This window comes from Bradyrhizobium sp. SEMIA, from assembly GCF_014844175.1.
In the GTDB taxonomy this organism is placed as follows: Bacteria; Pseudomonadota; Alphaproteobacteria; order Rhizobiales; family Xanthobacteraceae; genus Bradyrhizobium; species Bradyrhizobium arachidis.
The window spans coordinates 1,434,514-1,454,345 of sequence record NZ_CP046601.1 but is presented as its reverse complement, the minus strand read 5'-3'; the positions used below and the strand labels follow the sequence as shown (position 1 = coordinate 1,454,345).

General features: G+C 65.4%; 18 protein-coding genes. 12 read left to right on the top strand and 6 right to left on the bottom strand.

The window, feature by feature from the left end; translation table 11 throughout:
* The first annotated feature begins 58 nt into the window (after window positions 1-58).
* Window positions 59-1,360, top strand: a complete 1,302-nt coding sequence (locus tag FOM02_RS06920; RefSeq protein ID WP_027560862.1) for an MFS transporter — start codon at window positions 59-61, stop codon at window positions 1,358-1,360.
* A gap of 6 nt (window positions 1,361-1,366) precedes the next feature.
* On the opposite strand, the gene FOM02_RS06915 is transcribed toward FOM02_RS06920, so the two are convergent.
* The gene (locus FOM02_RS06915) at window positions 1,367-2,836 is read right to left on the bottom strand and encodes a hypothetical protein (RefSeq protein ID WP_035729267.1); all 1,470 of its coding nucleotides are present in this window, start codon (window positions 2,834-2,836) and stop codon (window positions 1,367-1,369) included.
* 44 nt (window positions 2,837-2,880) lie between these two features.
* Window positions 2,881-3,864, bottom strand: a complete 984-nt coding sequence (locus tag FOM02_RS06910; protein WP_027560860.1) for a LysR family transcriptional regulator — start codon at window positions 3,862-3,864, stop codon at window positions 2,881-2,883.
* 137 nt (window positions 3,865-4,001) lie between these two features.
* Between FOM02_RS06910 and FOM02_RS06905 the strand changes: the two genes are divergently transcribed.
* The 11 genes from FOM02_RS06905 to FOM02_RS06855 all read left to right on the top strand — a co-directional run bounded on the left by FOM02_RS06905 (window position 4,002) and on the right by FOM02_RS06855 (window position 16,291).
* Entirely contained in the window at window positions 4,002-5,405 is a 1,404-nt protein-coding gene (locus tag FOM02_RS06905; protein WP_265441512.1) for a cation:dicarboxylate symporter family transporter, read from the top strand.
* Window positions 5,308-6,342 carry a PdxA family dehydrogenase gene (locus FOM02_RS06900; RefSeq protein WP_027560858.1) on the top strand — a complete coding sequence of 345 codons (1,035 nt, stop codon included), beginning with the start codon at window positions 5,308-5,310 and terminating at the stop codon, window positions 6,340-6,342. The genes FOM02_RS06905 and FOM02_RS06900 overlap by 98 nt, the downstream gene beginning before the upstream one ends.
* Window positions 6,332-7,786, top strand: coding sequence for an MmgE/PrpD family protein (locus tag FOM02_RS06895; RefSeq protein ID WP_265441511.1), 1,455 nt, complete (start codon window positions 6,332-6,334; stop codon window positions 7,784-7,786). Before FOM02_RS06900 ends, FOM02_RS06895 begins: the two co-directional genes overlap by 11 nt.
* Window positions 7,787-7,800: 14 nt before the next feature.
* A complete protein-coding gene (locus FOM02_RS06890) occupies window positions 7,801-9,237 on the top strand; it encodes an MmgE/PrpD family protein (protein WP_027560856.1) in 1,437 nt (478 codons plus the stop codon).
* 40 nt (window positions 9,238-9,277) lie between these two features.
* Window positions 9,278-10,249: a Bug family tripartite tricarboxylate transporter substrate binding protein gene (locus FOM02_RS06885; RefSeq protein ID WP_027560855.1), complete on the top strand. Its 972-nt coding sequence runs from the start codon at window positions 9,278-9,280 to the stop codon at window positions 10,247-10,249.
* A 9-nt stretch (window positions 10,250-10,258) separates the two neighbouring features.
* Complete coding sequence (locus FOM02_RS06880) at window positions 10,259-11,047, top strand: SDR family NAD(P)-dependent oxidoreductase (RefSeq protein WP_027560854.1); 789 nt, start codon at window positions 10,259-10,261, stop codon at window positions 11,045-11,047.
* Entirely contained in the window at window positions 11,047-11,865 is an 819-nt protein-coding gene (locus FOM02_RS06875; protein WP_027560853.1) for an alpha/beta fold hydrolase, read from the top strand. The genes FOM02_RS06880 and FOM02_RS06875 overlap by 1 nt, the downstream gene beginning before the upstream one ends.
* A gap of 63 nt (window positions 11,866-11,928) precedes the next feature.
* Window positions 11,929-14,088, top strand: a complete 2,160-nt coding sequence (locus FOM02_RS06870; protein WP_027560852.1) for a carboxypeptidase-like regulatory domain-containing protein — start codon at window positions 11,929-11,931, stop codon at window positions 14,086-14,088.
* A 59-nt stretch (window positions 14,089-14,147) separates the two neighbouring features.
* On the top strand, window positions 14,148-14,939 hold the full coding sequence (locus tag FOM02_RS06865; RefSeq protein ID WP_027560851.1) for a fumarylacetoacetate hydrolase family protein: 792 nt from the start codon (window positions 14,148-14,150) through the stop codon (window positions 14,937-14,939).
* A 35-nt stretch (window positions 14,940-14,974) separates the two neighbouring features.
* Window positions 14,975-15,757, top strand: a complete 783-nt coding sequence (locus FOM02_RS06860) for a transporter substrate-binding domain-containing protein (protein ID WP_027560850.1) — start codon at window positions 14,975-14,977, stop codon at window positions 15,755-15,757.
* Between the two features lie 117 nt (window positions 15,758-15,874).
* Window positions 15,875-16,291, top strand: coding sequence for a hypothetical protein (locus FOM02_RS06855; RefSeq protein WP_035729270.1), 417 nt, complete (start codon window positions 15,875-15,877; stop codon window positions 16,289-16,291).
* A 223-nt stretch (window positions 16,292-16,514) separates the two neighbouring features.
* On the opposite strand, the gene FOM02_RS06850 is transcribed toward FOM02_RS06855, so the two are convergent.
* From FOM02_RS06850 to FOM02_RS06835, 4 genes are read right to left on the bottom strand one after another with little or no spacing between them, the layout of a single operon-like run.
* Window positions 16,515-17,258 carry an IclR family transcriptional regulator gene (locus FOM02_RS06850; RefSeq protein WP_027560848.1) on the bottom strand — a complete coding sequence of 248 codons (744 nt, stop codon included), beginning with the start codon at window positions 17,256-17,258 and terminating at the stop codon, window positions 16,515-16,517.
* Between the two features lie 17 nt (window positions 17,259-17,275).
* The gene (locus tag FOM02_RS06845; RefSeq protein WP_027560847.1) at window positions 17,276-18,127 is read right to left on the bottom strand and encodes an HpcH/HpaI aldolase/citrate lyase family protein; all 852 of its coding nucleotides are present in this window, start codon (window positions 18,125-18,127) and stop codon (window positions 17,276-17,278) included.
* On the bottom strand, window positions 18,127-18,606 hold the full coding sequence (locus tag FOM02_RS06840) for a MaoC family dehydratase (RefSeq protein ID WP_347336527.1): 480 nt from the start codon (window positions 18,604-18,606) through the stop codon (window positions 18,127-18,129). Before FOM02_RS06840 ends, FOM02_RS06845 begins: the two co-directional genes overlap by 1 nt.
* A gap of 16 nt (window positions 18,607-18,622) precedes the next feature.
* Window positions 18,623-19,825: a CaiB/BaiF CoA transferase family protein gene (locus FOM02_RS06835; RefSeq protein ID WP_027560845.1), complete on the bottom strand. Its 1,203-nt coding sequence runs from the start codon at window positions 19,823-19,825 to the stop codon at window positions 18,623-18,625.
* Window positions 19,826-19,832 lie beyond the last annotated feature (7 nt).

Genomic DNA, 19,832 nt, shown 5'->3' with positions numbered 1-19,832 from the left:
GGTTGCAACCATCATCGCGATTGGCCATGATGCTCCCCGGAATCTGTGGGGCGTGGCAATGACGGCAGCAGCGGGGGTCTCTGCTTCGGCGGAGAAATCGACGACGGCGCATGTGGTATGGGCGAGCGCGCTCGGCACCGCGATCGAGTGGTACGACTTCCTGATCTACGGCACGGCGGCCGCGTTGGTGCTCAACAAGCTGTTCTTCCCGAGCTTCGATCCCTTTGTCGGCACGCTCGCGGCATTCTCGACCTACGCGGTCGGTTTCGTGGCGCGGCCGATCGGCGGCGCGATCATCGGGCATTACGGCGACCGGCTCGGGCGCAAGAAGATGCTGGTCGCGACCATGATCGCGATGGGGCTCGGCACCTTCCTGATCGGCTGCCTGCCGACCTATAGCCAGATTGGTGTGTGGGCGCCGATCCTGCTCATCATCCTGCGCTTCATCCAGGGCATCGGGCTCGGGGGTGAATGGAGCGGCGCGGTGGTGATGGTGATCGAGCATGCCGGCAATCGCCGCGGCTTCTATGGCAGCCTGGTCCAGATCGGCTTTCCCGTCGGTGTCGCCGCCTCCACCGGCATCTTCGGCCTGATGACGCAGCTGCCCGAGGCGGACTTTTTGAGCTGGGGCTGGCGCGTGCCGTTCTGGATCAGCATCTTGCTGGTCGGCGTCGGCTTCATCGTGCGGCTCAAGCTCGCGGAGACGCCGCACTTCAAGGAGGTCGTGGAGCGCAAGGAAGTGCTGGCGCAGCCGGTGTGGGAAGTGCTCCGCCGCGACTGGCGCAGCTTTCTGCTCGCGATCGGCATCACGGTGTCGGAGGTGGGCCTTGCCTATCTCCTCACCGTCTTCACAGTCGTTTATGCCACCACGAAGCTCGGCCTGCCGCGGCAGGTGATCCTGAACGCGGTGGTCTATGCCGCGATCGTCGAGTTTGCGACGCTGCCGCTGGCCGGCTGGCTCTCCGACATTTTTGGCCGCAAGGCGCTCTATCTCGCCGGCGGCGTGTTCTCGGTGGCGCTGGCGTTTCCGCTGTTCTGGTTCCTCGACACCAAGGAGCCGGCGCTGATCACGCTCGCACTCGTGGTCACGATGACGCTGACGCATGCGCTGCTTTTCGGGCCGAAGGCCGCCTTCATGCCGGAATTGTTCCGCACCCAGGTTCGCTACAGCGGCGCATCGCTCGGAGCCAATGTGGCAGCCGCCATCAGCGGCGGCTTCTCGCCGCTGATCGCAACGGCGCTGCTGGCATGGGCCGGCTCGTACTGGGCCGTGTCTGTCTACATCATCGCGCTGTCGATCATCACGATCATCGCGACCTTGATGGCGCCGGAGACGGCGCGCGATGCGCTGAAATCCTGAAATCACTCAGCGGCAGGCGGCGGCGTCCCGCATCACCAGAAAGGTGATGCTGGCGGGCGGCAGGCGGATCCGGCCCGCGGGTACAGCTCGCGGCGTAAGGCGGGGCAGATCGTCGCCGTCGGTCAAGGCGAGCGTCGTGCCGTTCAACTGCACGCTCGCGCTCTGGAGGCGGCGCGCCCGAAGCATATAGCGCTCGGCCTGCGCGGCCAGCGTTGCGGCGTGCGGTTCATGTTGCGACGTGTTGATGAGGAGGACGGACGCCGCACCTTTCACCGTGGGATGACAATGCGCATAGGCGTGAACGGTGCGCGTCGAGGTCATGCCTGCGTCGAGTACGGTTGTGCCCATCAGGCGATGCCATAGCAGTGCGGCCCAGTAGTTCGGCCGTGGCCGAAACGTCTTTTCGTCGAGCAAGCCGTAGTCGCTCGCCGCAAGCGTGTTGTGCATCACCACCTGCACGCCGGCTCTGGCCAGGCGACCGAGCTGGTCGAGATAGCGAAAGCCGTCGAGAAAGGTCGCGTCCCACAGATTGCCGCCGCAGGCGGCATCCGCGGTCTCCGTCAGCCAGATCGGTTTGCCCGGCTCGAACTGGTCGCGCAGGCCGCGGTAGACGGCGAGCGCGACGTCGGTTCGCGACAACCAGTCCTCGGATAGCGTCTGGGCCGGATCGTCGTACACGCCGCAGCGGGGCGAGAGCGTGTTGTAATGGTGATAGGAGACGCGATCGAGCCCCGGGCCCGATGCGGCGAGCAGATCGCGCGTGTTGATGCCGGTGGCGGAAGAGGAGGCGGAGTCGCCGACGGAGCCAGGCCCAGCGATCAACGTCTCGGGCGATGCGCGCTTCATCCATGTGTGAAAGATCTTGAAGTCGCGGCCATAGGCATTGGCGTCATATCCCGCCGGCGGGCCATTGTTCGCCGCGAGCGTCGGCTCGTTCATGAACTCGGCGGCAGCAATGCGGCTGCCCAGCGACCGCGTGAAATCGACGAGGCGCTGTGCCTGATCCGGCGTCCAGGCGCCGTCAGTGTCGCGGCTGCCGGGACTGACGCCGAAAGACGTCACGATCTCCGCATCGGCGACGCGCGCGAAGTCGACGACGCCGCGCCATTGCGTGCGGCTGAGCACGGTGTCGAAGCCGGCGGGCGGTGCGACCGGAGGATCGTCGGTGTCGGCGAAAAAGGTCGCATTCGCCCAGGTGCCGCTCACGCGCAAATAGGCCGGCCCGAGTGCTGCGGCGAGCTTGCGCAATCGCGTATTGGCGAGATCGATCGGCGGTCGATAAGCGTAGCGATCGCTGCGACCGCCTCCTTGCGCATAGGGCTTCCAGAACCGTCCGCCGGTCACCTCCACCATCTCGATGTTGTAGGACTGGAAGCGTACGTCGATCTTGCTGATCGCTTTTAGCTCTGCGGGCGCGATCGATATCTCGGCGTGGACCGTGCCCGTCATTGCGGCGAGGAAGCCGACCTGCAGCATTCGCTGCCGAAACAGCTTAACAGTCGACTTGATTAGAGGCGCCGTCACCTTGTCCGCGGCGCGGCCGAGATGGATTTCCCGCCGGGCCGGCCCTTGCGCACCGCGCTCCAGAAGTTCTCGGCCGCCCGGGTCATGCGGGCCCGCGTGCGGAACAGCGAGACGCTGATCGGAATGTCCCATTCAGCGCCGCCGGCGCGCAATAGGCGGCCGCTGTCGAGATCGGCGCGGACGAGGCTCATCGGCGCCCACGTCACGCCGCGTCCTTCGCGTGCCATGTCGACCAGCAGCATCACCGGCGCGGCGAAGCCCGGGACGAGCCAGGCCGCCGGATCCTTCGTCGCCAGGAACGAGGTGACGAGCCGGCCCACGCCCGAGCCGGGGTGGTAGGCGAGATAGGGCAGCGGCGCGCCGGATGCGCCGGGCAGGGCGTAGCGGGCTTGGGCCTTCTTGCCGCTGCGTCCGTTACGGCCAGACTTGGTGGTTCCAGATTTGGCGGCCGGCGCGCTGATCGGGATCAGAATGTCGGTGGTGAGATCGATGCGCTGGAAGCGGTCCATGTCGAGCCGGCTCACCAACGAGGGATGGTAGTGCGCCAGCATGAAATGCGCCTGCGCATCCAGCAGCAGTTTTTCGCAGCCGGCAAAATTGGAAGCGACGAGCTGCACGGCCGAGCCGGCCCGAGCGCCGTCGGAGTTGCGGATCCATTCCGGAAAGAAGGCCTGCGACAGCGAATGCGTGGCCGCGAAGGTGATGGTCTCGGCTTTCAGCCGCGCCACCTCGAGCGCCTCCTCGCGTCCGACCAGAATCCGGCGCAGCACATCCTCCGCGACGGGACGAAAACTCTCGCCGGCGGCGGTGAGCGTGATCGTGTGGGTCGAGCGCTCGAACAGCGGCGTGCCCAGCCACTCCTCGAGCGACCTGATGCGGCGGCTCAGCGCCGGCTGGGTCACATGCCGTCGCTCGGCGGCGCGGGAGAACCCGCCCTCCTCGGCGATGGCAAGGAAGTCCTCCAGCCAGATCAGGTCCATAATAACGTTTTGTCCTCAAATCATACCGATACGGCATTAGCGCCTGCCACGCCGCTGGTCCAATGTAAACGGCATAGCAAGACAAGAACAAAGCGCCATCCCTGCATGGCGCGAAGATGCCGTTGGAGGAAACGAAATTGCAGATTGCCGCAACGCCGCTGTCTGAGCCGCTGTCGACCCCGGTTTCCGAACGCCGCCGCAAGCCGCTCTGGCGCGAGCCATATGTCCTGGTGGTCGCCGGCGCCGCGCTCGGCGCGCTGTTCGGCTTCCTGGCTCCGAGCGTTGCCGTCGACTTCAAGCCGCTCGGCGATGCCTTCATCTCGCTGATCAAGATGACGATCGCGCCGTTGATCTTCCTGGTCGTGGTCACCGGCATCGCGCAGGTCGGCGACATGAAGGCGGTGGGCCGCATCGGGCTCAAGGCCTTCGTCTATTTCGAAGCCGTGACGACCCTGTGCCTGCTGATCAGCTTCGTCGTGGTGCGCTGGGTGCAGCCCGGCGCGGGCGTCGCGCACGCCACCGCGCAGCAGGCCGAGACCGTTGCGCGCTATCAGCAGGCCCATGTTGGATCGCTGTCCGCCTACATCCAGCACATGATCCCGGAAAGCTTCGTCGGCGCGTTCACGGCCGGCGATGTGCTCCAGGTTCTCGTGCTCGCGCTTCTGTGCGGCATCGGCCTCCTGCTGCTCGGCGACAAGGCCGCGCCGCTGCGCACCGGCCTGGAACGCGTGACCGAGCTGGTCTTCAGCGTCGTTCATGTCGTGGTGGCGCTGGCCCCGATCGGCGCGTTCGGCGCCATGGCGTTCACGGTCGCAAAATTCGGCGCCGCCACCCTCTATGCGCTCGCACTGCTGGTCGGCACCGCCTGGGCGATGATGGCGTTCTTCATCTTCGTCATCCTCGGCACCATCTGCCGCCTCGCCGGCATTCGCCTGATGGACCTGCTGCGCCTGCTCCGCACCGAGCTGCTGGTCGTGCTGGGCACCTCGTCGTCAGAAACCGCCATCCCCGGCATGATGGAGAAGCTGCCGAAGGCCGGCGTCGGGCGCGCTGTGGCGGGCCTCGTCATTCCCTCCGGCTATTCCTTCAATCTCGACGGCGTCGCGCTGACGCTGCCGCTCTCGACCATCTTCGTCGCCCAGGTCTACGGCATCGAGCTGACGGCCGCGCAGCAGCTCAGCCTGTTCGTTGTGATGCTGTTCACCAGCAAGGGCGCGGCCGGCGTCACCGGCGGTGCGTTCGCAGCGCTCGCGGCGACCGTGGTCGCGGCTGCTGCTCGGCATCGACCGTTTCATGTCGCTGGCCCGCGCCATCACCAACACGATCGGCAATGCCGTCGCCGCCATCGTGGTCGCGAAATGGGATGGCGAATTCAACCGCGACGACTGGGCTCAGTCCGCCGCTCAAATCCAAACAGTGAAGTAAGGATCCAAGGTCTTCAGTATGGCTACCAACACCAATCAACTGCCCGTCATCGCGCTGACGCCGGGCGACTGCACCGGCATTGGCCCCGAACAGGTCGCGCGCATCCTCTCCGATGACAGGCTTGCGGACGCCGCGCGCCTCGTCGTAGTCGGCGATGCCCGCGTGCTCGAGATGGGCATGGAGCATGCCGGCGTGAAGCTGAAGATCGAGCGGATCTCATCGCCCAAAGCCGCCAATTGGGGCCGCGGCACGGTGCAGCTCGTCGACTTGGGCAATACCGATCCCGCAAAGTTCCTGATCGGCAAGGCCAGCGCCGAATCCGGCCGGCTGACGGGCGAGACGCTGTCGCGCGCGATCGATTTCTCCAAGGACGGCGAGGTCGATGCCATCACCTTTGCGCCGCTCAACAAGCGCGCGATGTTCGACGGCGGCTGGAAGTTCCCCGACGAGCACAAGATGTTCGCGAGCCTGCTCGGTCACACCAGTTACTTCTCCGAGATGAACGTGCTGGACGGCCAGTGGATGTCGCGCGTCACCGGGCATCAGTCCTTGCGCGAGGCGCTCGACGGCATCAACCCGGCCAGCATCACAGATGCGATCGAGCTGGTCGATCGCATGATGAAGAGGGCTGGCGTCGCCAAGCCGCGCATCGCGGTCGCGGCGCTCAATCCGCATGCCGGCGAGAACGGCCTGTTCGGCCGCGACGAGATCGAGATGATCCGTCCCACGGTCGAGGCCGCCGCCAAGACCGGCATCGCCTGCACCGGGCCTTATCCCGCCGACACCGTCTATATCCGCGCCTTCGCCGGTGAGTTCGACAGCGTGGTCGCGATGTATCACGACCAGGGCCAGATCGCGACCAAGCTGCGCGGCTTCAACCGCGGCGTCACCGTCACCGCGGGGCTGGAGACCGTGTTCACCACCCCGTCGCACGGCACCGCGTTCGACATCGTCGGCACGGGTATCGCCAAGACCGGCGCGCTCGAAAGCGCTGTTCGCCTCGCGGCGCAGCTGGTCTCGATCAAGGTCAAGGAGGCTGCCTATGCACACTGATCGCAGGACGCTGCTCCAGGCGGCAGCCGCGCTGCCGCTCGCCGCCGCCGGCACCAATGTCGCTTTCGCTCAGGCTCCGGCCGCTGCGCCCGCGGCCTCCCCGCCCAAGGAGGTGACGCGCGCATTGGCGCATTATCTCGTTACCGCAAGCTATGACGACCTGCCGGCCAATGTTCGAAAAGAAGGCGTGCGCACGCTGCTCAACTGGGTCGGCGTCGCCATCGGCGGCTCGCACCATGAGACGGTCGATATCGCGGTGTCCGCGCTCGGCCCGTTCTCGGGGCCGCAGCAGGCCTCACTGTTCGGCCGGCGGGAGCGGTTCGACATCATGAACGCGGCTTTCATCAACGGCGTGTCGAGCCACATCTTCGACTATGACGACACCCATCTGAAGACGATCATCCATCCCGCAGGCCCCGTGGCGTCGGCCATCCTCGCGCTGTCGGAACTGCAGCCGGTCTCCGGCAGGGAGTTTTTGAACGCGCTGGTGCTCGGCGTCGAGACCGAATGCCGGATCGGCAACTCGGTCTACCCGAACCATTATGACGTCGGCTGGCACATCACCGGCACGGCCGGCGTGTTCGGCTCGGCCGCGGCCGTCGGCAAGCTGCTCAAGCTGAACGAGCAGCAAATGACCTGGGCGCTCGGTCTTGCCGCATCCCAGCCGGTGGGCCTGCGCGAATCCTTCGGCTCGATGAACAAGAGCTTCAATCCGGGCCGCGCCGCCTCCAGCGGCATCTTTGCGGCCATCCTGGCCTCGAAGAACTTTACCTCCTCCGACGCCATGATCGAGGCCAAGCGCGGCTGGGCCAACACCATCAGCACCAAGCAGGACTACAACGAGATTTTGGGCGACCTCGGCAAGCGCTACGAGGCCGCGCTCAACACCTATAAGCCGTTCGCCTGCGGCATCGTCATGCATCCGGCGATCGATGCGGCGATCCAGCTCCGCAACGAGAGCAAGCTGACCGCGGACCAGATCGAGCGCGTCGACCTCAAGGTCCATCCGCTGGTGCTGGAGCTCACCGGCAAGAAGACGCCGAAGCAGGGTCTCGAAGGCAAGTTCAGCATCTATCACGCGGTCGCGGTGGCGATCGTCGAGGGCGCCGGCGGCGAGAAGCAGTTCAGCGACCGTGCGGTGACCGATCCGACCGTCGTCGCGCTGCGGGCTAAGGTCAATCCGGTCATCACACCGGGCATCAAGCCGGAGCAGGTCGATCTCACCATCGTGCTCAAGGACGGCCGCAAGCTGAACCGCTACATTGAGCACGCGATCGGCAGCGTCGAGGTGCCGATGACCGACAAGCAGCTCGAGACCAAGTTCTCCGACCTCGCCGACGGCGTCATTCCCGCTGCCGCGATCCGGCGCGTGATGGACGCATGCTGGAATGTCGAGAACCTGCCGAGCGCGGCGGAGATCGCCAAGATGTCGGTCGCGGTCTGATCGAGGAGAAGCCAATGCCGTCACGCCGTCGTTTCCTGCAATCCGCCGGCTCGGTCGCCGCTCTGGCCGCCGCCGGCGGCCGTGCGGCCTTCGCGGCCGGTCCCGGCGTGACGGAGCAGCTCGCCCGCTACATGGTCGCCGCGCGTGACCAGGAGCTGCCCGAACAGGTGCTGCGCGAATGCAAGCACCGCATTCTCGATACGCTCGGCGCGATGGTGTCGGGCTCGCGGATGAAGCCGGGCGAGATGGCGCTGAAATATGTCCGCACGCTCGGCGGCGACGCGCAGGCTTCCGTGGTCGGCTCGGATTTCCGCACCACGGCGGTCAACGCGGCGCTGGCGAACGCGATGTGCGCCCATGCCGACGAGACCGACGATTTCGAGCCGGTGACCAAGGCGCATCCGGGATGCTCGGTGGTGCCCGCCGCGCTCGCATTCGGCGAGCGGGAGCATCGCAGCGGGCAGGACGTCATTCGTGCGGTCGCGCTCGGCTACGACCTGACATGCCGCCTGCTGATGGCGCTGGGGCCCGATCTCGTGCGCGGCTCGCACCGGAGCGCGGAAGGGACATCCTCGACCTTCGGCGCACTCGGTGCGGCGGCGGCGCTGGCGCAGCTCGACGAGAAGGGAATGCGCTATGCGATCTCCTATTCGTCGCAGCAGGTCTCCGGCCTGTGGAGCTGGGTGAAGGATCACGACCACATCGAGAAGGCGTTCGACTTCGCCGGCATGGGCGCCCGCAACGGTGTGATGGCCGTCGACATGGTCAAGAATGGCCTGACCGGGGTCGACGACGTCCTCGACGGCACCCACAATCTCTTCATCGCGCTCTCGACCGATCCGAAGCCGGAGGAGATGGTGAAGGATCTCGGCAAGCGCTTCTATGTCACGGAGACCGCGATCAAGACCTTCTCGGTCGGCTATCCCATCCAGTCGCCGCTGGATGCGACGCTGACCTTGCGCAAGCAGCACAGCCTCACGCCAGACAACGTCCGTAGCATCCTGGTCAAGCTGCCGACCGATGCGATGGGGATCGTGGGCGACAGCGCGATGCCTGACGTCAATTGCCAGCACCTCGTCGCGGTCGCGCTGGTCAAGGGCGCGGTGTCGTTCAACGACAGCCATGACGTCGCGCTGATGCGTGATGCAAAAATCCTGGAGCAGCGCGCCAAGGTGACGCTGGCCGGCGACAAGGCGCTGATGGATCCTGCCGCCCCGCGCGGCGCTGTCGTCGAGGTGACATTGACCGATGGCAGGAAGGTGGAGCACTTCACGAAATATCCGCCCGGCACCAAGGAGAATCCGCTGAGCACCGAAGCCGTCGCGGTGAAGACGCGGGACCTGATGACGCCGGTGCTGGGCGCCGAGAAGTCCGAGAAGCTGATCGAGCAGATCGGCAGTCTCGAACGGCTTGACGACGTCGCAAAGTTGAGGCCATTGCTGACGGCGTGACGAGACAATCAACAACAAGACAACAATCGAGGAAATGCCCATGCGCGGGGTCATGCGACGCACCTTTCTGGCCGCCTGCGCGGCCGTCCTAGTCTCCGGCCTTGCGGCTGCGCAGGATTATCCCTCCCGCCCCGTCAAGATCATCGTGCCGTTCCCGGCCGGCGGCTCCAACGACATCATCGCCCGCATCGTCGCGCAGAAGCTGACCGAGCGGAACGGCCAGACTTTCCTAGTGGAGAATCGCGGCGGCGCCGGCGGCAATATCGGTGCCGAGGCGGTCGCGAGCGCCGAGCCCGACGGCTACACCCTGCTGCTGACCGCGCCGCCGCCGCTGACGATCAACGGCTCGCTCTACAAGAAGCTGCCGTTCGATCCCGCCAGAGCCTTTGCGCCGGTGGCGCTGATCGCCTCCGTGCCGATCGTGCTGGTGGTCAATCCCTCGGTGCCCGCCAAGAATGTCGGCGAGCTGATCGCATTGGCCAAGGCCAAGCCCGGCGCGCTGAATTTCGGCTCGTCGGGCATCGGCTCGACCAACCATCTCGCCGGCGAGCTGCTCAAGAGCATGGCCGGCATCGACATCGTCCACGTGCCCTATCGTGGCGCGGCGCCGGCGATGAACGATCTGCTCGCAGGGCAGATCCCGTTCATGTTCGACAACATGCCGGCCGTGCTGCCACAGGTTCAGGGCAAGGCCATCAACGCGATCGCGGTCGCAGGTGCCAAGCGGGCGGAAGCGTTGCCCGACGTGCCCACGGTCGCCGATACCGTTCCGGGCTTCGAGGCTTCGTCCTGGTTCGGATTGGTGGCGCCGGCGAAGACGCCTGAGCCTGCGCTCGCCAAGCTGAGCGGCGAGCTCGAGATGATTCTGAAGATGCCTGACGTCAAGAAGCGCCTGGCCGAGCTCGGGGCCGAGCCCGGCACCGTCTTCGGTCCCGCCTTCGGGCAGTTCATGACGGACGAAACCGCGAAATGGGGCAAGCTCGTCAAGGCCTCCGGCGCCACGGTGGATTAGGGTAGCGTCATGGATCTCAATCTGGGCGGCAAGGTTGCCGTCGTGACCGGCGGCAGCATCGGCATCGGCCGTGCCATTGCCGCCGAGCTTTCGCGCGAGCAGGCGCACGTCGTGATCGTCGCGCGCGATGCGGAGCGGCTTGCCGCATCGGCGCAGGGGATATCGCGCGACACCGGCAAGCGTGTCATCGCCTGCGCCGGCGACATGACCAAGCCCGACGATATCGCCCGCGCGATGGACATCGCGCGCGAGGCCTTCGGCCGTATCGACATCCTCGTCAACAATGCCGGCGCCTCTCCGATGGGCCGGATCGCGGAGACGCCGGATGCGACCTGGGCCAAGTCGATCGAGCTGAAACTGCTCGGTTATATGCGTTGCGCGCGTAACGTCCTGCCGGAAATGCGGGACCGGCGCTGGGGCCGGGTGATCAACATCATCGGCCGCAGCGGGCATCAACCCCGCGCGGCCTATATGGCGGGCGGCGCGGTCAACGCGGCGCTGCTCAACTTCACACTGGCGCTCGCCGAGGAATGCGCGCCCGACAATGTGCTGGTCACCGGCGTCAATCCCGGACCGGTGCAGACCGATCGCTGGGACAGCCTGATCTCGCAGGGAGCCGCGATCTCGGGGCAGGATCAGGGCGCGACCAATGCCGCTGCGATCGCCTCGGTGCCGCTCGGCCGAGTCGGGCAGCCGCATGAAGTATCCGGCATCGTCGCGTTCCTCTGTTCAGACCGCGCGTCCTTCATTACTGGTACCTGCATCAATGTCGATGGCGGTGGAACGAGGTGTATCTGATGGCTAGCGAACTCAGGAAGATCGGTGTCGGCGAGGATTGCGAGCTTGCAGTTCGCATCGACGATTATCTGCTGCCCTGGGACACCAAGCCGCCGGTCGTGATGCTGCACGGGCTCGCCGAAAGCGGCGAGGCGTTCCGCCGCTGGGTACCGTACTTCGCGACGCATCATCTGGTGGTGCGGCCTGATCTGCGCGGCTATGGCGATTCGACGCCGATGCAGGGCGATTACGTCTATCGCTTCGCAGGCCTCGGCGACGACATCATCCGGATGCTGGACGCGCTGAAGCTCGATCGCGTCTTCCTGGTGGGGGGCAAGATCGGCGGCACGCTGGCGATGCATCTCACCGCAAAGCACCCGGATCGCGTGATTGCGGTTGCCGCGGTCGGTGCGCCGGCCTCGCTGACTTCGTTCAACGAGCGCGCGCCGACCTGGCGCAAGCAGATCCGCGAGCAGGGCGTGGAGGCCTGGGTGCGCGAGACGACGGCCGGCCGGCTCGGCTCGTCGCTGCCGCCCGCAGCGCTCGACTGGTGGATCAATCTGATGTCGAAGACCAAGGCCTCGACGCTAGAGGCGTTCCTCCAGATGGTGCCGACGGTCGACGTCACCGGCGAGCTTCCGTCGATCACGCGTCCGGCGCTGGTGATCACCACCACCGGCTCGGGTCTGGGCGACGTTGCCTCGGTGAAGGCGTGGCAGGAGACGATTCCGGGCTCGAAGCTGGAAGTGCTGCCCGGCGATTCCTATCACGTCGCGGCCACCGATCCGGACGTCTGCGCGCGAAAAGTTCGGGAGTTCTTCGATCGACTTAAGACGTGAGAAACTGGTCCGAACAGGCCCGCCAAGAGGCCCGGACGAGAATGAGAACGAAAGGGAGGAACGATGAGCTTGAGGCGAACACTTGCCGGCTGCGTCAGTGCGATCGCGCTGCTGCACGCTGGCGCCGCCATGGCGGCAAATGTCGAGATCTCCGCAAATGACATCGGCGGCCAGGTGATGGGCGACAAAGGCGCCGAGGCCGGCGTCTGGGTGATTGCCGAGACAAGAGACCTGCCGACCAAATACGCCAAGGTGGTGGTCACCGACGATCAGGGCCGGTTCGTCATTCCCGATCTTCCCGCCGCCAACTACAAGGTCTGGGTCCGCGGCTACGGCTTGCAGGACACGGCCCAGCAGGAGACCCGGCCGGGCAAGGTGCTGGACTTCAAGGCCGCTGCGGCTTCGCCGAAGCAGGACGCGCAGAACTATCCGGGCATGTATTGGTATTCGATGCTGGACATCCCCAAGCCGGAGGAATTTCCCGGCACCGGCGACAAGGGCAACAAGATGCCGGAGACCATGAAGTCGCAGGCCCAGTGGGTCGATACGGTCAAGAACATGTGTCAGTCCTGCCACGCGCTCGGCACGCGCGGCATCCGCGAAATCCCGAAAATGTTCACCGATGGCTACGATTCCCATACTGCGTGGGCGGTCCGCACCCAGGCCGGCCAGGCCCAGGAATACATGGCGACGGTGCTCGCCAGCATGGGTCCGGAAAAGGTCTATGATCTCTTCTCGAAATGGACCGACCGCATCGCGGCCGGCGAATTGCCGTTCGCCAAGCCCGAGCGACCCAAGGGCATCGAGCGCAACGTCGTGTTCACGATGTGGGACTGGGCCGCGCCGACGCGCTATCAGCACGATGCGATCTCGACCGACAAGCGCGACCCGCGCGTGAACGCAAATGGCCTGATCTACGGATCGTCGGAGGAGAGCTCCGATCTCGTGCCGACGCTAGATCCGGTGAAGAACGTCGCGGGCACCATCAAGCATCCCTATCTCGATCCGAACACGCCGTCCTCGACTGACGCGCCGCGCGGACCGTCCGCCTATTGGGGCGACGAACCGATCTGGGACGGGCACACCAGCATCCATAATGTGATGATGGACGAGCAGGGTAAGGTCTGGTTTACGGCGCGCCTGCGCCCGCCCGCCAATCCCGATTACTGCAAACAGGGCTCGGATTTGCCGTCGGCGAAAGTCGCGCCGCAGACAACCTCGTTGCGCCAGTTGTCACGGTTCGATCCAGCGACTGGCAAATGGGACCTGATCAACACCTGCTTCACCACCCATCATCTTTATTTCGACGATGATGCCAACCAAACGCTGTGGACCAGCTCCGGCGGCCCCGGCCTCGGAGGGGGACTCGTCGGGTGGCTCAACACCAGGCTGTACCGCGAGACTCTCGATGACGTAAAATCGCAGGGCTGGACGCCGCTGATCATCGACACCAACGGCAATGGCAAGCGCGATGCCTATGTCGAGCACAAGGACCCGGTCGATCCGGCCAAGGACAAGCGCATCGCGGCTTCCTTCTACGGCATCATGCCGAGCCCGGTCGACGACGCGATCTGGGGCCAGGCGATGGATCGCGGCTTCTCCCGCATCGACCAGCCCGGCTACATCGTGCGCGTCACGCCCGGGCCGGATCCCGCTAACACCGCATTGTCCGAAGTGTACCAGCCGCCGGAGGGCACGTTCGGTCCGCGCGGTCTCGACATCGGCATCGACGGTGTGGTTTGGACAGTATTGTCCAGCGGACATCTCGCGAGCTTTGATCGCAAGCTCTGCAAGGGTCCGTTGAACGGACCGACGACCGCGGACGGCAAGCAATGTCCGGAAGGTTGGAAGACGTGGCGCATGCCCGGGCCGCAGTTCAAGGGTCTCGATAGCAGCGGCAGCGCCAATCATGCCTATTACGTCTGGGTGGATCGCTACAACACGTTCGGCCTCGGCGCCAACGTGCCGATCGCAAGCGCCAACGGCAGCGAGTCGCTGCTGGCACTGGTCAACGGCGAGCTGGTGAACCTGCGCAATCCCTATCCGCTCGGCTTCTTCACCAAGAACGTCGACGGCCGGATCGATGACCCCAATACCGGCTGGAAGGGCCGCGGCCTCTGGAGCACGACCGGAACGCGCGCGAGCTTCCACGGGGAGGGCGGCAAGGAGTCCTCGCCAAAAGTCTACAAGGTGCAGATGCGGCCCGATCCATTGGCCCATTGAGTGTTTCGCCCTATGAATAGCCACGCAGGAAACGAATGCCCAAGCCAGGAAATATGACGATGACCAAGACCTCACGACGTAACGTGCTCACGGCCGCAGCCGCGATGACCGCGGCGGGCCTCGCTGAGACCGCGCCTGCCGCGGCGCAGGCCGGACCGAAGCCGATGTTCGCGGTGCCGATGGTGACGATCCCGATCGTCGGCGAAACCCAGGTGTTCCAGGTCCGCCGCATCTATTGCATCGGCCGCAACTATGCCGCGCACGCGATCGAGCGCGGCTCCGATCCGAACCGCGAGCCGCCGTTCTTCTTCCAGAAGCCGACCGATGCGATCCAGAACGTCGCGATCGGCGAGGTCGCCGACCACCCCTATCCCTCGCTGACCAAGAACTATCATCACGAGGTCGAGCTGGTCGCCGCGCTGAAATCCGGCGGCACCAACATCCCGGCCGACAAGGCGCTCGAGCATGTCTACGGCTACGCGCTCGGCCTCGACATGACCCGGCGCGATCTCCAGAACGGCATGGCCGCCGAGAAGAAGCCCTGGGAGATCGGCAAGAGCTTCGACCACGCCGCGGTGATCGGCCCGATCCATCCCGCCAGCAAGACCGGCCATTTCGAGAAGGGCGCGATCTCGCTCGCGATCAACGGCACGGTGAAACAGAGCTCGGATCTCAGCAAGATGATCTGGAGCGTCGCCGAGCAGATCGCGAAGCTGTCGGAAGCGTTCGAGCTCAAGGCCGGCGACATCATCTATTCCGGCACGCCGGAGAATGTCGGCCCGGTGGTGAAGGGCGACGTGCTGCTGTGCAAGCTCGAGGGCTTGCCTGATATGTCGATCAAGATCGTCTAATCGATTTAGTCGATCTTTTGCGCCCGGAGGTGCACATGTTGCGACATGCCGTGATCGCCACGTTGAGCCTCGCCTTTGCTGTCGCGATTGCAAAGGCCGAAGGTCCCAGCGACGTCGCACCCACAGGAATGCTGCGCGTGGCGGTGGCCGTCGGTCCCGCCGCCTCTGCGTTCTGGACGACGCGCGATCCTTCGACGGGCAAGCCGCGCGGCGTCACCGTCGAGCTCGCCAAGGCCGCCGCCGACAAGCTGCACGTTCCGCTGCAGCTCGTCGAATACCAAAGCTCCGACGAGATTGCCGCCGCGAGCAGCAAGGACGTCTGGGATCTCTCCTTCATGCCCGCGGACGTCAAGCGCGAGCAGTTCGTGGATCAGGGCCCTGCCTACGTCGCCTATATGAGCGGCTATCTCATTCGCGCCGGATCGGACATCCGCTCCGTCGCGGATGTCGATCGCGCCGGCATGCGGGTCGGCTGCGTCGAGGGGACCTCGACGTCACGCACGGTCGAGAAGTCGCTCAAGCAGGCCAAGCTGACCAAGTTCGTGAAGCCGGAAGAGGCGGCTGAGCTGATCGGCAAGGGCGAGCTCGATGCGCTGGCGATGGGTATGGGCGCGTTGGAGGATCTGTCGCGAAAGCTGCCCGGTACCAAAGTACTGGACGAGGTGATTCAGTCGACCGGTGTTGTCGTCGTTGTTCCCAAGGGCAAGGCCGCAGCAAAAGTCTGGGCCGCGCATTTCCTGGATGAGGCCAAGGCGGATGGCACGGTCCGTCGCGCGCTCGACGGCAACGGATTTACTGGCGACAAGGTAGCGCCCTAGCGTGTGCAGCCTCTGAATTGCCGGAGTTCCATCCGCGATTGCCCCGTATTGGGCCACGGACAAACCTGCTGAGGCCATATTTGCATAAGAGTGATCTCCCGTGAGGGAGGCGCTCCGATGAACAAAGCTTTGATCACTGCCATCGTGCTGCTGGCCGGCGTGCCGGCAAGCGCCGTTGCGCAGGAGCGCGCGGGGTCTGCGGCGATAGGCGCCGTGTCCGGCGCCGTCGTGCTCGGCCCGGTCGGTGCCGTCGCGGGCGCGGTGATCGGCTATACCGCAGGACCTTCGATCGCGCGGTCATGGGGCGTGAAAGGTTCGCGGTCAGCAAGACATCGGCCGCCGTCACGACGCGAGGCGACCCCGGTGGCTGCGACCACCGCTCCGCCGCGCACGCGCCAGGCGATGGAAGCCAGCGGTCAGATGAGAGCTGCAAGCAATCCGCCGGTGCAAGCCGCTCCGGCGGTGCAGCCGGCTCAAGCTGCGCCTGCGGCGCCGGCAGAGACCACGACGCCGCCCGTTCAGGGCTTCGATTAAGGCTGGCGCGGCTTCACCTCTCCCCGCCTGCGGGGAGAGGTCGAATTCGATCGCAGATCGAATTCGGGTGAGGGGGTACAGGTCTTTCGACGATTTCTCGTGTGGAGAGAGGCCCCTGACCCCAAACCTCTCAGCGCGAGCGAAGCTCGTCGCGCCCCCGTAAGAACGGGGCGAGGGGGCGCACTGCCGATGCGGTCGCAGTTTGATTCAATTCAAAAAAAATCTAAGCCGCGGTGGTCTTCGGCCGCAGCCGGTCGACCGTCCGCGCGATCAGCGCGGCAACCTCCGGCACCTTCGGCCCAATCCGAAACTCCGGTCCCGCAACGACGACCGAAAGCCTGCGATCGCCGATCGGCAGCGGGATCGCCGCGCCGGCGAGGTCGCGGCTGTAGTCCGCAAAACTCTGGCAGTAACCGCGCGAGATCGAGTTGCGCAGCTCGGTCTCGACGGCCTCGATGCTGATCGGCGTCGAGGGGCCGTACTGCTTGAACTCGATCTTGCGATAGACGGAGTCGCGCTCTTCCTGCGAATATTGCAGCAGCAGCGCGCGGCCGCTCGCGGTGGCGTGGATCGGCACGCGGTGGCCGATGGTCGCGAAATAGCGGATCGCGGCCTTGGACTCGACGACGTCGATGAACACCGCCATCACGCCAGCCGGCGCCACGATCGAGGCGGTCTCGCCGGTCTCGGCAGAGAGATCGGCAATCAGCTGATGCGTCCACGGCGGCAGCGGCTCGACCTCCGAGATCATCCGCGCCATCGCCAGCCACCGCGGCGTCGGATAGAAGCCGGCGCGCGGCCGCGGCTCGTAGAGATAGCCTTTCTCCGACAGCGTCGCGAGCAGGTTGAAGGTCGACGAGCGCGGCCAGCCGAAATGATCGGCGATCTCGGCAAGCGTCGCCGGCTTCCTCGTTTGCGCGAAGAATTCCATGATCTCCAGGACGTTTGCGGCTTGGCGAACGATCATGGTGGCGCTGCGTCCTGCTAGGGCTGGCCGAGGATCTTCTTCGCGGCGCGAAGATGCGGCTTGTCGATCATCTGGCCGTCGAGCCGCAGCGTGCCGGAGTTGGGATTGCTGGCGAATGCCGCGATCACCTTCTCCGCCCAGCTGCGCTCGGCCTCGGTTGGTTCGAACGCCGCGTTGACGACGTCGACATGCTTGGGATGGATCAGCGCCTTCGCCGAAAACCCGTCGCGCCGCGCCGCGCGCGTTTCCTGCTCGAGGCCCGCGAGGTTGTCGATGTCGGTGTAGACGGTGTCGATCGGTGCGACCTCGGCCGCGGCGGCCGCCATCAGGCAAAGATCGCGCGCGAGGCGATAGGGGCTATGGAACACGCCGCCCGAGGCCTTTTCGGTCGCACCGAGCGAAGCGGAGAGATCTTCCGCGCCCCACATCAAGCCGGCGAGGCGAGAGGAGCAGCCCTTGTAGCTGCCGAGCCCGAAGATCGAACTCGCGGTCTCGGTCGCAACGCAGACGATGCGCGTCGCGCCGACCGTGATGCCGGATGCCGCTTCCAAAGCTTCGAGCCAGGTCGCGATCTGCCGCACGTCGTCGCCGCCTTGCGATTTCGGCAGCACGATGCCGTCGGGTCTGCCCGGCATCACCGCGGCGAGATCGGCAAGCGTCATGCCGGTGTCGAGCGCGTTGACACGGACATAGAGCTGATGCGGGCCGGGACGGCTCTTCAGCATCGCCAGCGTGAGCCCGCGCGCCTCCGGCTTCTTCTCGGTGACGACGGAATCCTCGAGATCGATGATCAGCGCGTCGGCCTTGCCTTCGCTCGCCTTCTCGAATTTGCGCGGGGAATCGCCCGGCACGAACAGCATCGAACGCATCAGACCGGCCTCTTGTGCATCAGCGCCATGCGGCGGCATCTGCCAACGATGTCATCGTTCTGGTTCAGAGCATGGTGCTCGAACTCGACGATGCCGGCCTTGGGCCGCGATTTGGATTCCCGCACCGAGAGCACCTTTGTCGTCGCCCGCAACGTGTCGCCATGGAAGACCGGTTTCGGAAAGGTGACGTCGGTCATGCCGAGATTGGCGACGGTGGTACCCAAGGTCGTATCATAGACCGTCATGCCGATCATGATGCCGAGGGTGTAAAGGCTGTTGAAAATGCGCTGGCCGAATTCGGTCTTTTCGGAGAAATGCGCGTCGATATGCAGCGGCTGCGGGTTGAGCGTCAGCAGGCTGAACATGGTGTTGTCCATCTCCGTGACGGTCCGGGTCAGCGGATGCCTGAACTCCTGGCCCACCGAAAAGTCTTCGAAATAAAGTCCGGCCATCGCGGTTTCCTCCCTGCGTCTTGCGATTTGGCCCGCGCTGCCTTTAGGGCGGCGCGGCCAGGTGAACTGCTTTTTGCTCTGCGAGCTGCTCGATCTCCTCAGTCGAGAAGCCGGCCTCGCGCAAAATGTCGCGGCCGTGCTGGCCGAGCGTCGGCGCGGGACCGGCGGCTTCCGGCTGGGTCACGCTCCAGGTCGAGGGCACCCGCATCTGGCGGATGCGCCCCTCAACGGGGTGATCGACGGTCCTGAAGAAGCCGGTCGCCTTGAGGTGCGGATCGTCCAGGATGGTTTCCAGCGTATGCATCGGCATCACCGGGATATCGGCGCGCTCGAGCAGCTCGCGCCATTCCGCCGTCGTGCGCGTCAAGAAGATCTGGCCGATCTCCTCGTAGATCTCGTCGATATGCTTGGTGCGCGCCGCGTGGTTGGCGAAGCGCGGCTGCTCCAGGAAATGCGGCTGCCCGATCGCCTCGAAGAAGCTGCGCCAGTGCTTGTCGTTGTAGATCAGCACGCAGAGATAGCCGTCGCTGGTCTTGTAGGGGCGGCGATAGCGCGAGAGCAGGCGGGCGTAGCCGCCATGGTCGAGTGGCGGATTGTAGGTGAGACCGCCGAGGTGATCGACCAGCACGAATTCCGCCATGGATTCGAACATCGGCACGTCGATGCGCTGGCCCTGGCCGGTGCGCTGCTGGTGCATCAGCCCGCCCATGATCGCATTGACCATCATCAGCCCGACGATGCGGTCGGCGATGGTGACCGGGACATAGCGCGGCGTGCCGTCGCCGGCGGCAGCTAACAGCGTCGGAATGGTGGCGGCGCCCTGGATCAGATCGTCATAGGCAGGCTTGGCCGCATAGGGGCCGGACTGGCCGTAGCCGAATGCGCCGACATAGACGAGGGCGGGATTGATCGCGGCCAGCGTCTCATAGTCGAGACCGAGCCGCGCCATCGCCTGCGGACGTACATTGTAGACGAGCGCGTTGGCGCTCCTCGCCAGCCGCAGCAGCGTGTCGCGGCCTTTCGCCTTCTTGAGGTCGAGCACGATGCTGCGCTTGCCGCGATTGGCGTTGTGGAACATCCCGCCCATGCCGGGCGTGCGGCCCGGCCCGATCTGGCGAACGATGTCGCCCTCGGGGCTTTCGACCTTGATGACATCAGCGCCCATGTCCGCCAGCACCTGGGTGCCGTAGGGGCCCATCAGCACCGAGGTCAGGTCGAGAATGGTGAAGCCGGCGAGCGGTCCCATAGGTCCC